Annotated in this window: 8 protein-coding genes and 1 pseudogene; 7 read left to right on the top strand and 2 right to left on the bottom strand. The window is 75.9% G+C overall.

Translation table 11 applies throughout. The annotated features are described in order from the left end of the window. Positions 1-114 precede the first annotated feature (114 nt). The gene (locus ACFV04_RS41395; RefSeq protein WP_380349873.1) at positions 115-777 is read right to left on the bottom strand and encodes an HAD-IA family hydrolase; all 663 of its coding nucleotides are present in this window, start codon (positions 775-777) and stop codon (positions 115-117) included. A gap of 55 nt (positions 778-832) precedes the next feature. Further along, a pseudogene (locus ACFV04_RS41400) lies at positions 833-1,974 on the bottom strand (dihydrofolate reductase family protein). A gap of 164 nt (positions 1,975-2,138) precedes the next feature. On the opposite strand from ACFV04_RS41400, the gene ACFV04_RS41405 reads away from it, so the two are divergent. The 7 genes from ACFV04_RS41405 to ACFV04_RS41435 form a co-directional block, all read left to right on the top strand. After that, complete coding sequence (locus tag ACFV04_RS41405; RefSeq protein ID WP_380349879.1) at positions 2,139-2,957, top strand: methyltransferase domain-containing protein; 819 nt, start codon at positions 2,139-2,141, stop codon at positions 2,955-2,957. A gap of 302 nt (positions 2,958-3,259) precedes the next feature. Further along, positions 3,260-4,675, top strand: a complete 1,416-nt coding sequence (locus ACFV04_RS41410) for a DUF4190 domain-containing protein (protein ID WP_380349882.1) — start codon at positions 3,260-3,262, stop codon at positions 4,673-4,675. Positions 4,676-4,880: 205 nt separating this feature from the next. Next, the gene (locus ACFV04_RS41415) at positions 4,881-5,111 is read left to right on the top strand and encodes an SPOR domain-containing protein (RefSeq protein WP_380349885.1); all 231 of its coding nucleotides are present in this window, start codon (positions 4,881-4,883) and stop codon (positions 5,109-5,111) included. A gap of 18 nt (positions 5,112-5,129) precedes the next feature. Next, positions 5,130-5,606, top strand: a complete 477-nt coding sequence (locus ACFV04_RS41420) for an NUDIX domain-containing protein (RefSeq protein ID WP_380536260.1) — start codon at positions 5,130-5,132, stop codon at positions 5,604-5,606. Between the two features lie 140 nt (positions 5,607-5,746). Beyond that, on the top strand, positions 5,747-8,488 hold the full coding sequence (locus tag ACFV04_RS41425; protein ID WP_380536262.1) for a SpoIIE family protein phosphatase: 2,742 nt from the start codon (positions 5,747-5,749) through the stop codon (positions 8,486-8,488). A gap of 240 nt (positions 8,489-8,728) precedes the next feature. After that, positions 8,729-11,338: a SpoIIE family protein phosphatase gene (locus ACFV04_RS41430; protein ID WP_380536264.1), complete on the top strand. Its 2,610-nt coding sequence runs from the start codon at positions 8,729-8,731 to the stop codon at positions 11,336-11,338. 140 nt (positions 11,339-11,478) lie between these two features. After that, positions 11,479-12,431: ABC transporter substrate-binding protein (locus ACFV04_RS41435; protein ID WP_380536266.1), on the top strand; the 953-nt coding region annotated here is incomplete at its 3' end.

The raw sequence follows: 12,431 nt of genomic DNA on the forward strand, positions 1-12,431 counted from the left end.
GGAGGTGGTGGTGTCCCCATCAACCGCCGGCCGCCCCGCGATGCGGCGCCCCCCCCCGCCCCCCCCGGCCCCCGCCCGCGTACGGGGACCGGGCGGTCCGGCGTTCGCGGTGGGTCAGCCGACGGTGACGGTGAGGAGGCCGTCGGGGGTGGCCGTGACGGTGACGGCGGTGAGGTCGTCGGCGTGGGCGTCCGGGTGGTGGGCGGTGGCGCGGGGGCCGATGCCGACGACGCGGAGGCCGGCCGCCTTCGCGGCCGCGATGCCGGCGCCGGAGTCCTCGAAGGCGAGGCAGTCGGCGGGGGCGAAGCCGACGGCGGCGGCGCCCTTGAGGAAGCCCTCCGGGTCCGGCTTGCTGGCGCCGACGGACTCGGCGGTGACCAGGACGGGCGGCAGCGGCAGCGCGGCGGCGTCCATCCGGACCCGGGCGAGGGGCTCGTCGGCGGAGGTGACCAGGGCGTGCGGGTGGCCGGCCAGCGAGGCGAGGAAGGCCGCGGCGCCGGGGACCGGGACGACGCCTTCGGTGTCGGCGCGCTCCTCGTCGAGCATCCGCGCGTTGTCGGCGAGGTTGACCTCGACCGGACGGTCGGGCAGCAGGGCGGCCATGGTGGCGTGGCCCTGGCGGCCGTGCGCGACGGCGAGCACCTCGGCCGGGTCGAGGCCGTGCCGCTCGGCCCAGCGGCCCCAGCAGCGTTCGACGACGGCGTCGGAGTTGACCAGGGTGCCGTCCATGTCCAGCAGGAGGGCGCGGGTGGTCAGCCGGACGGGGGCGGCGGGCATGGGGAGCTCCTCGGGGAACGGGGCGGTGCTATTTGTTCCTCAATGATACAAAAGGTCAGCCCAGCAGGTGGGCGTTGACCGCGCGGGCCTCCTCGGCCAGCTCCGGCAGCTCCACCACCTCGACCCCGGCCGCCTCCAGCAGGGCGGTGCCCTGGCAGTCGGCGACGAACAGGTCCGGCTCGCGCCAGGCGACCACCACCCGCGGCACGCCCGCCGCGATGAGCAGCCGGGCGCACGGCACCGGCCGCGAGGCACGCTGTCCGCAGGGCTCCAGTGAGCTGTAGACGGTCGCCCCGCGCAGCCGGGGGTCGCCGGCCGGGAGCTTGGCCAGGGCCGCCTCCTCGGCGTGGTCGTGCGCGTCCGCCTCCCGGCTGTAGCCCTCCGCCAGCACCCGGCCGTCGGCACCGACGACCACCGCGCCGACCGAGAAGGCCGTCTCGGACGGCGGGCACAGGCGGGAGAGCTCGACGGCCCGGCGCAGGTGGTCGAGGTCGGTGGTCGCGGGGCGGTTCACGGTGCGGGCTCCTTCGGGGCGTACCTGAGCAGGACGAGATCGCCCACGGTACGTGCCCCGAGCAGCCGCATCCGCCGGGCCGGGCCGCCCGGGAAGGCCGCGGGGCGGACGAACCGGGGCGCCTCGGCCTGACCGACCAGCAGCGGGGCGACGGCCAGCTGCAGTTCGTCCGCGAGGCCCTGTGCCAGGAACTGGGTGTGCACGCCCCCGCCGCCCTCGACCATCAGTCGGCGCACCCCGCGCGCGCCCAGGTCGTCCAGCACCGCGCCGAGGTCCACGGCGCCGCCGAGCGCGACCACCTCGGCCAGTCCGTCCAGCCGGGGGCGCAGCGCGGCCGCCCCGGCGTCCGTGGTGTAGGCGAGCTTCTCGCCGCCGGTGTCCCCTACCCGCTGGTGGCGGTTGTGGACCCCGCCGGCGCTCGGCGACACGTTCAGCGGGTGCTGGGCCCGGCCCCCCGCCGGCGGGGCCGCCCGGCGGCCGGGGTCGTTGACCAGCAGTCGCGGGTTGTCGGCGCGCAGGGTGTTGCCGCCGACCAGGATCGCGTCGGCGGCGGCGCGCTCCTCGTCCACCCGGTCGAAGTCCGCGGCGTCGGAGAGCAGCAGCCGGTCGGGGGAGGCGTCGTCGAGGTGGCCGTCGAGCGACACGGCGGCGCTCAGCAGGACGAAGGGGCGCTGGCCGGGCATGGGTGGGGACCGTTCTGTCGGGGGCGCCTCCACGGTACGGCGACCGGGTGCGGTCGGGGCGCCGGATGGCCGGAATGTGAGACGTATGTTCTCGCCATGCGGGATGCCGCGTAGCGTCGGGAGTCCAGGAGAACGGAAAGCCGACCACCTCCCAGGGGGATCCCATGTCCGGACCGCAGCCCTCCGCCGTCTACACCCACGGCCACCAGGAGGCCGTGCTGCGCTCGCACCGCTCCCGCACCGCCGCCGATTCGGCCGCCTACCTGCTGCCCGAACTGCGGCCCGGGCAGGCCCTGTTGGACATCGGCTGCGGGCCCGGCACGATCACCGCGGACCTGGCCGAGCTGGTCGGCCCGAGCGGCCGGGTGGTGGCCGTGGACACCTCCGCCGAAGTGCTGGCGCAGGCCGCCGGGTACGTGGCCGGACGCGGCCTGTCCGACGTCGTCTTCGAGCACGCCGATGTGCACCGACTGCCCTACCGCGACGGAGAGTTCGACGTCGTGCACGCCCACCAGGTGCTGCAGCACGTGACCGACCCGGTGGCCGCGCTGCGCGAGATGCGGCGGGTGACGGCCCCCGGCGGCGTGGTCGCGGCCCGGGACGTCGACTACGCCTCGATGACCTGGTTCCCCGAAGTGCCGGAGCTGGACCGCTGGCTGGAGCTGTACCGGCGGACCGCCCGTGCCAACGGCGGCGAGCCGGACGCCGGGCGACGGCTGCTGTCCTGGGCCCGCGCGGCCGGCTTCGCCGAGGTCACCGCGAGCGCCACCACCTGGACGTACGCGACGCCCGAGCAGCGCGCCTGGTGGGGCGGCATGTGGGCGGACCGGGTCACCGGCACCGCGCTGGGCCGGACGGTGGTCGACCGGGGCTACGCGGAGCCGGAGGAGCCGGCGCGGATCGCGGCGGGATGGCGGGACTGGAGCGCCGCCGGGGACGGCTGGTTCTCGATGTTGCACGGCGAGGTCCTGGCCCGCGGCTGAGCCGCCGGACGGGGGCTCGGGCCGGGGCGGGCAAGCGTTCGAAAAGATCGGGTAAAGTCGCGCGACCGTTCACATCGGGCCCGTTCGGGTCCGAGCCATGGTGCCGAGCGCCGAGTCGATGCCCGCCCGGGCGGGTTGGGGGAGTCCACGTGTCCAAGCCTGAGTCCGAGCTGCCCGCCCCGGGGTCGGAACCCCCCGTGCGGACCGGAACGGGCACGGGGGCGGGAGCGGACGCAGAGGCGGACGCGGGGCCGGAGACCGGCGCGCCCGGGGCCGCTCCGGCGACGGGTCAGGACCCCCGGGTGGACTTCCGCAAGGAGGCCGACGGGCCCGCGATCGCCACGCAGCCGCCGGCGACCGCTCCGCCTGCGACCGCCCCGCCCGCGACCGCCGCGCAGCCGCCCGCCCCGGTGCCCCCCGTCGACCCGTGGGCCGCGCCCGACTTCTCCGCGGGGCCGACGGCGGCGCCGACCGCCGCACCCGCCGCCGCACCCACCGCCGCCACCGCACACCCGCCGACCGCCCCTGTGTCGTCGGCCGCCCCGCCCCAGCCGCCGCACCCGCTGCCCGCCGGCGGCTGGGCCTCCGTCACGCCCTCCGCCCAGTCCGGTCTCCAGCCCGGCCCCCACCCCGCGCTCCAGCCCGGCTTCCCGCCCGGCCACCCGTACCCGCAGCCCGTCGGTCCGGCCCCCACGAACGGCTTCGCGGTCGGCTCCCTGGTGACCGGCCTGGTCCTGGTGGCGCCGCTGGCCCTGGTGTTCGGCATCGTGGCGCTGGTCCAGATCAACCGCCGCCGGGAGCGCGGCTTCGGCATGGCGGTGGCCGGTGTGGTGCTCGGCACGATCGGCACGCTACTGCTCTCGCTGCTGCTGGGTGCGGGGGACTTCGGCAGCCCGCGCGGCGGACGGTTCGCCCAGGCCCCGAAGGCACCGGCGGGCTCCGTCCACTGGTCGGCGCTCAAGGCGGGCGACTGCTACAGCTCCCCCGAGGGCGGATCGGTGACCGACGGCGGCGGCGACGAGACGGTGTACTGGGTGCGCCGGGTGACCTGCGCCGACGCCCATCACGGCGAGGTGGCCGGAACTGCCAAGATCCCCGCGAGCAGCGGGCCCTACCCGGGCGAGAGCGAGGTCCGTGCGTCGGCCGCCCGGCTGTGCCGCACGGTGCTGGACGACTACGCCCTCGACCAGTGGGCCGTCCCGGACGGCATGGACGACGTCTACCTCTACCCGACCGTGAGCAACTGGGCGGCCGGCGAACGGTACGTCACCTGCGCCTTCGAGGACCGCGACGACCAGCACCGGGGGACGGTCCGCACCGACCGGAGCAGCCTGACCGCACCTCAGCTGGTCTACCTGGACGCGGTCCGGAGCTACAACGACGTCTACCTGGACCCGCCGAAGAAGGGTGCCTCCGACGCGGTGGCCGACGACCGGAGCTGGGCCCGCCGGATGGCCGTCGCCTCCCGCACCGAGGCCGCCGTGCTGGGCGCGCCGGCGGCGAACTGGTCGGCCGACGTCCAGCCGAAGATCGCCAAGCTGGTCGAGGCCCAGTCCCAGGCGGCCACCGCCTGGGACGCCGCGGCCTCCGGCGACGACCCGGCGGGCGGTATCCGCCGGGCCAGGGCGCTGGTGGCCAAGACGGTGCCGATGACCGTGGACATCCGGCGCGGGCTGGGCCTGTCCACCGGTGAACAGGCGCCCGACCTGCGGGTGTGAGCCGGGGCGCACGCGGTTACCAGCCGTTAACAACGCCTGTACCTGCCGGTAGCGATCGACGCGTAGCGTCGCGGGTGTGTCCCCGGCCCGACCCCCACGCGAGCCGGGGGCACGACGATGTCCGGCACTCCCCGCCCGTACGGTGCGGACCCTCGCCGGGTGCCAGGGGGCGCGCTGCCCGGCGGGCGCCGGATACCCTCCCGCCATGGGCACCTATCGGGTGGTACGGCAGGACGACAACGGCAACCGCTTCCTGGTCGCCAAGGACCTGGACGGCGCCGGGGCGCAGCGGCTGGCCGCCGAGCTGGAGGCCCGCGGCCACAAGCAGCTGTACTGGGTCGAAGAGGTGGAAGCCCCCGGTGCCCCCGGTGCCCCCGGAGCGGCCGGGGCCGCGGACGCGGACCGGACCGGGAACGGCGCGATCCGGAACGCCTGAGGCCGTAGGGTCGGGGCCATGGACGCCACGCACGCCGCACACCCCACGGACCGGGCCGCCGACGGCCCAGCCGAGCCCCGGATCGTGGTCGGCGGCGCGCTGGTCCACGACGGCCGGGTGCTGGCGGCCCGGCGCAGCGCGCCCGAGGCGGTGGCCGGGCGGTGGGAGTTCCCCGGCGGCAAGGCCGAGCCGGGGGAGACCGAGGCGCAGGCGCTGGAGCGCGAACTCCTCGAGGAGCTGGGCGTGCGGGCGCGCGCGCTCACCCGGCTGCCCGGCGCGTGGGCCGTGCGCCCCGGCCTGGAGCTGCGGTTCTGGGTCGCCGAGTTGGTGTCCGGCGAACCGCGCGCGCTGCAGGACCACGACGCGCTGCGCTGGCTGGGTCCGGGCGAGCTGGACGCGGTCGACTGGATCGACCACGACCGGGACGTGCTGCCGCACGTCGCCCGGCTGCTCACCGGGCCGGGGGCGGCGGGCGACGCGCAGTCCGCCGGGTAGGTCAATCGGACAAGACGAACCAGCGGCCGGGATAGCCTGGGTTCTGCTGGGGTATGTCACTTTTCGGTAGTATTCGTCACCATCGGTGAGCCGCTCCCAGCCGGCGACGCCGATCCCGACCAGAGCCGGAGGCCCCGTCGGTGTCGAGTACCGGGAACGGCGGGGGAGAGCGGCGGGCAGGAACCGCAGGCAGCGCCGCCGCCCGCGCCCGACTGCGTCGCGCCGCCCGCCCGGCCGTGCCCCCGCCGTCGGTCGGCCGCCGTCGCGGCGCCGTCGCCGCCCCCGACGTCGAGCGGCCCGCCCGGCCGGCGCCGACCCTGGCCCTCCCCGAACCCGGTGACCGATCCGGGCTGCGCAGCCGCCCCGGCCGGCCGTTCCCCGGCGGTCCCGGCGAACCCCCGAGGGGCCCCGGCGCGCCGTCCGAGGGCGGCCTGCTCGACATGCTCAAGGTCGCCATCGCGATCCTCGACACCGCGGGCCGGGTGGTGCTCTGGAGCCCCGCAGCCGAGGAACTGCTCGGCTGGCCGAACGAGCTGCTGGTCGGCCGCCGGATCGACGAGCTGATCCCCGACCAGGAGCAGGTCGTCCGGATCCGGACCGCGATCCAGGACACCTTGCGCCAGGGCCGCTGGGCCGGCTACGCGGAGCTGCGCGACCGCGCGGGCGCGCCGGTCGCCGTGGAGGTCCGGATCTCCCTGCTGGTGGACGGCGACGGCACCCCGTTCCTGCAGGTCAGCATGGCGGAGTCGGCCGCCGTCCGGGCCGTCGAGCGCGATCTCGCGGTGCGTGACGCGCTGTTCGAGCAGTCCCCGCTGGGCATCGCCATCCTGGACACCGACCTGCGCTACACCGCCGTCAACCAGACCCTCGCCGAGATGAACGGCGTCGTCCTGGAGGACCACGTCGGCCGCACCACCGGCGAGACCCTGCCCGAGCGGGCCGCCGACGAGATCACCGCCATCCAGCGCCAGGTGCTGGCCACCGGCGATCCGGTCATCGACGTGACCCTGGCCTCCCCGGTCACCACCCGGGCCGGCTACCGCTCGATCTCCTACAGCCGGATGACCGACCGCTCCGGCCGGGTGCTCGGCATCTCCGGCACCGTGATGGACGTGACCGAGCGTTACCGGGCGGTCGCCAAGGTCGAGCATGCCCGGCGCCGGCTCTCACTGCTCAACGAGTTCGGCTCCCGGGTCGGTGACCTGCTGGACGCCTCCCGGATCGCGCAGGAGCTGGCCAGCTCGGTAGTCCCCCGGCTCACCGACCACTCGGCGGTGATCCTGCTCCAGGCCGTCGCGCACGGTGACGACCTGCCCCGGCACGGGCACGACCGGCGCACCTCGCTGCTCCAGCTCGGCACCGCGTCCGTCCAGGACGGCCCCGAGGTCGACGTGATGTTGCGCCGCGGTGCCCGGATCACCTTCGCCGAGGACTCCGCCTGCGGCCGGGTGCTGCGCACCGGCGTGCCCGAACTGCTCTCCGGCGCCGACCAGCTGGACGACGTCACCTACCCCGGCGACCCGAAGATGCAGGCCGGCCGGGACCTCGGCGTGCACTCGATGCTGGTCGTCCCGCTGCGCGCCCGCGGCATCGTGATCGGCCTGCTGCTGGTCAGCCGGGCCGGCTACCGCGAGGGCTTCGACCGGGACGACCTGGCCTTCACCGTCGAACTCGCCGACCGGGCCGGCAGCTCGCTGGACAACGCCCGCCTCTACGCCCGCGAACGCACCGCCGCGCTCACCCTCCAGCGCACCCTGCTCCCGCAGCAGGTACCGCAGCCCACCGGCGTCGAGGTCGCCTACCGGTACGTGCCCGGAAGCAGCGGCACCGAGGTCGGCGGCGACTGGTTCGACGTCATCCCGCTGCCCGGCGACCGCACCGCGCTGGTGGTCGGCGACGTGATGGGCCACGGCCTGCGGGCCGCCGCCACCATGGGCCGGCTGCGCACCGCCGTCCGGGTGCTGGCCGCCCTCGACCTGCCGCCGGACGTCCTGCTGCGGCACGTCCACGAACTGGCCGACGACCTCGCCCAGGGCCCGGACGAGGCCCTGCTCGCCACCTGCATCTACGCGGTCTTCGACCCGGCGACGGCCCGGCTGACCGTCGCCAAGGCCGGGCACATTCCGCCCGTGCTGGTGGTGCCGGGCCAGGACGCCGGGGAACCGACCCGCACCGGCGGCCCGCTGCCCGGCGGCGCCGGCCGGATCCTCGACCTGCCCTCCGGGGCGCCGCTGGGCGTGGGCGGGGTCCCGTTCGAATCGGTCGAACTGAAGATCCCCGAGGGCAGTCTGCTCGCGCTCTGCACCGACGGCCTGGTGGAGTCCAGGGACAAGGACCTGGACGTCGGGCTCGGCCGGCTGCTCACCGTGCTCCAGGAGCCGTACGCCTCCATCCAGGCCGCCTGCGAGGCGGTGCTCGACACCATGGAGCAGGGCCGAGAGCCGGACGACGTCGCGCTGCTGCTGGCCCGGCTGGGGCACGGCCAGGCGGGCACCCCGACGGCGGGCTGGACCCTGCCGGCCGAGCCGACCGCCGTCTCCCGGGCCCGCCGGCTGGTCCGCTCCACGCTCGCCGAATGGGGCGTGGAGGCACTCACCGACACCGCGGAGCTGCTGGTGAGCGAGCTGGTCACGAACGCGGTCCGGTACGCCAGCGCCCCCATCGGGGTACGGCTGACGCTCGGCGAGACGCTGCTGGTCGAGATCTCCGACCCGCTGCCCGACCCGCCCCGGGAGCGGCACGCGGCCGAGGCCGACGAGGGCGGCCGGGGCCTGGAGCTGGTCCGCCGGCTGGCGCTGCGCTGGGGGGCCAGGGCGGAGGGGATCGGCAAGGTGGTCTGGTTCGAGCAGGCGCTGTCGGGTAATGAGCCCGACGAGTCGTGACTCGATCGAACACCGGAATGAACGCCAGGAGAGCCGTGCCGCATATGCCATCGGGAGCCCGGGGGGAGCGCACGCCCCGGAAGGGGGCGCGAGCGTGGCATTGTGGTTGCGCGGGCGGTAGGACAAAAACCTTCGCCCGATCTGATGTTGTGATGTTGAGGGCGTGTGAACGTACCCCTCGATGATGAATACTCGGTCTTCTCGACATCCGGACGGTCGCGGGTTGGAGGGGTCGGTCCGTTGAACAGCACACCGGCGCGGAACGCGCCGAGCAGCAGCGGTCATGCCGCTGTGCCCGGGCAGGCCGGCTCGCTGCACCTGCCAGTACCGGCGTCCCCGCCGGGCGGTGACACCGCGAGCCGCGGCGCCCACCCCGTCGCCGAGGCCCAACCGTGGGGCGTCGGCGACCCTGGCTCGATCTACGACTACATCCGGGTCGCGACCTTCGCGATCGGCCCGGACGGGCGGATCAGCCAGTGGAGCGAACGCGCCGCCGAGTTCTTCGGCGTCCCGGCCGTCGAGGCCGTCGGCGCCGACCCGATCAGCACCTTCGTCCCCCGCGAACTCTGGCAGCGCGGCCGCGCCCGGCTGGAGCGCACGCTGGCCGGCGAGGAGTGGGTCGGCACCACCCCCTACCGGGACGCCGACGGCGGCGAGGGCCTCGCCGAGCTCTACCTGATGCCCGACAGCGCCCTGCCCACCGCGGGTGCCACCTGCCTGGCCGTCGACCTCGGGCGGCTGCGCCGGATCGAGACCGACCTGGCCGCCTCCGAGGCCGTCTTCGGGCAGACCCCCACCGGCTTCGTGCTGTTCGACGACCGGCTGCGCCTGCAGCGGGTCAACGACGCCTTCGCCTCCGGCATGGGCCTGGTCCCCACCGACCTGGAGGGCCTCACCCCGCACGACATCTTCCCGCCGTCCGAAGCCGACCGGCTCGCCGCGGCCCTGCGCAAGGTCCTCGCCACCGGCGAGCCCGTCTTCGACCTGCGCTTCCACGGCGTCGTCCCCACCCGCGAGGGCAACCGGCTCTGGGCCGTCTCGCTGTACCGCCTCAACGGCGCCGCCGGGCAGCCGACGGGCGTCGCCGGGCAGGTCTCCGACGTCACCAGCCGGCACGTCGCCGAGCGCGAGGCCGACGGCGTGCGCCGCAACCTCGCCCTGCTCAACGAGGCCAGCGCGCACATCGGCTCCACGCTCGACCTGGAGACCACCGCCAAGGAACTGCTGGACGTCGTCGTCCCGCCGTTCTGCGACCTCGCCACCGTCGACCTGTACACCGCGCTGCTCTCCGGCGAGACCGTCCCCAGCGCCGGCCGGCTCGGCGACAGCGTGCTCACCGACGGCAGCGGCGAACTGCGCCGGGTCGCCGTCTCCAGCGTGATCGGCGGCGCCTCCTCGGTGCTCGGCTCGGTCACCGGCCTGCCCATCGCCGAGGCCGGCGGCACCCTCTGTTACCCGCGCCGCTCCCCGCACGCCCGGGCGCTGCGCACCGGCCGCAGCGTCGTCCCCGAGCCGGGCCGCGACCCGCTGCTTCGCTCCACCCTGATCGTCCCGCTGGTCGCCCGCGACCAGGTGCTCGGCCTCGTACAGCTCTCCCGCGCCATCGGCAGCGAGCCGTTCGACGCCCGCGACGTCGCGATCGCCGAGGAACTCGTCGCCCGCGCCGCCGTCTGCATCGACAACGCCCGGCTCTACCGCCGCGAGCACGAGCGCGCGCTGATCCTCCAGCGCAGCCTGCTGCCCCCGGGCAACCCGGCCGCCAGCGGCCTGGAGATCGCCTGCCGCTACCTGCCCAGCAACAACAACACCGAGGTCGGCGGCGACTGGTTCGACGTCATCCCGCTGCCCGGCAACCGCACCGCGCTCGTCATCGGCGACGTGATGGGCCGCGGCCTGCGCGCCGCCGTCGCCATGGGCCAGCTGCGCACCGCCGTCCGCACCCTGGCCATGCTCGACCTCGACCCCGCCGAGGTGCTCACCGCCCTCGACGAGATCGCCCGCGGCCTCGGCGACGACTCCGTGCCGGCCGGCCCGCCCACCCCGTACGGGCGCCTCTCCTCGTCGGCCGACGAGGAGGCCCGCGAGGTCTACCTCGCCACCTGCGTCTACGCGGTCTACGACGCCGTCACCCGCCGCTGCATCATCGCCAACGCCGGTCACCTGCCGCCCGTGCTCCTCAGCCCCGGCGAGGGCGCCCGGATGCTGGACGTGCCGCCCGGCCTGCCGCTCGGCGTCGGCGGCGAGCCCTTCGAGGAGGTCGAGTTCGACCTCCCGGACGGCGCCGTGCTCGGCCTCTACACCGACGGACTGGTGGAGAGCCGCAAGCACCAGCTGGACGAGGGCCTGCGGGCCTTCCGCGCGGCGCTCTCCGTCGAGGGCAAGGCCCTGGAGGACCTCTGCGACCACGTGCTCGGCGAGCTCAACCCGCACCACGGCGAGGACGACATCGCGCTGCTGATGGCGAAGGTGCACGCCTTCCCCGAGGACGCCGTCGGGAACTGGTTCCTGCCGCCCGAGCCCACCTCCGTCTCCAAGGCCCGCGAGCTGGCCTGCAGCTGGCTGCTGGCCCGGGGACTCGACGAGCTGGTCGACACCACCGAGCTGCTGGTCAGCGAGCTGGTCACCAACGCGCTCAAGCACGGGCGCGGCGAGATCCGGCTGCGGCTGCTGCGCGAACGCGGCCTGGTCTGCGAGGTCTGGGACGACGGCTACGCCCAGCCCCGCCAGCGGCGCGCCCAGGAGACCGACGAGGGCGGGCGCGGCCTGCAGCTGGTCAGCCTGCTGGCGGAGCGCTGGGGCAGCCGACGCACGCCGAAGGGCAAGATCGTCTGGTTCGAGCTGGCGCTGTAGCCGCCCGGGCGCCCGGCGGCCCGGCCTCAGGGTCGGCCCGCACGGCGCGGGCCGTACAGCTTGCTCCGTACGGGTGCAGTCGCCCCCGGCCCGCCGTGTCGACGCGGGCCGGGCCGCGCGGGCGGCGTTCGATGGCCGCCATGCGCGTCCGCCAGCTCACCGCCGCAGCCGCCGCGCTGCTGCTCGCCGCCGGCCTCGGTGGCTGCTCCGACGATCCCGCCCCCGCCCACACCCCGGCCCCCGTACCCGTCTCGGCCGAGCCCACCACGGCCACCGGGGACGTCCGGCCCGCCGACCGCACCGCCGTCCGGGACGGCGGCACACTGCGCTGGGCGGTGGACGGCGTCCCGGCCACGCTGAACGTCTACCAGGGCGCGGCGACCGCCGACTCGGCGCTGCTCGCCCACGCGCTGTACCCCTCACTGTTCCGGCCCGACGACCACGGCCGGCTCGTGCCCGACCCCGACTACCTGGCGGGCGCCGAGTCCACCCCGCCCGGCGAGCAGCCGCAGGTGGTCACCTACCGGCTCAACCCGCACGCCGTCTGGACCGACGGCACCCCGCTGTCGGCCGCGGACCTCGCCGCCCAGCGGGCCGCCCTCTCCGGGCTGGACCCGGCCTACCGGGGCGGGCACCCGGCCGGGTACGACGCCGTCGACTCGGTCGCCCAGGGCGCCGACCCGCACGAGGTGCGGGTCACCTTCCGACGGCCGTACGCCGAGTGGCGCTCGCTGTTCGGGCCGCTCTACCCGGCGGCCGAGACGGGCACGCCGACCACCTTCGACCGGGCGCTGACCGCCGGCCGCCCGACCGCCGGGCCGTACACCCTCGCCCGCTACGACGCCGAGGGCGGACGGGTCACCCTGACGCGCAACCCGCTCTGGTGGGGCGACGTGCCGAAGGCCGACCGGATCGACTTCATCGCCGTGCCGCCCGAGCAGCGACTGGACGCGCTCGACCAGGACCGGCTGGACATCGCCCCGATCACGGCGGCGGTGGACCGGGCGGCACCGGCGGCACCGGCGCCCACGGCGGCCACCCCGGGCGCGCCGCCGCCCGCCGCGCCGCCCGCGGCCGCGCCCGAGGCCTCGGC

It is taken from the genome of Kitasatospora sp. NPDC059599, assembly GCF_042735125.1.
Lineage (GTDB): Bacteria > Actinomycetota > Actinomycetes > Streptomycetales > Streptomycetaceae > Kitasatospora.

Excerpts from the sequence above, each read along its gene's own strand:
- ACFV04_RS41395 (WP_380349873.1), bottom strand. The coding sequence starts at position 777 with ATGCCCGCCGCCCCCGTCCGGCTGACCACCCGCGCCCTCCTGCTGGAC.
- ACFV04_RS41405 (WP_380349879.1), top strand. The coding sequence starts at position 2,139 with ATGTCCGGACCGCAGCCCTCCGCCGTCTACACCCACGGCCACCAGGAG.
- ACFV04_RS41415 (WP_380349885.1), top strand. The coding sequence starts at position 4,881 with ATGGGCACCTATCGGGTGGTACGGCAGGACGACAACGGCAACCGCTTC.
- ACFV04_RS41420 (WP_380536260.1), top strand. The coding sequence starts at position 5,130 with ATGGACGCCACGCACGCCGCACACCCCACGGACCGGGCCGCCGACGGC.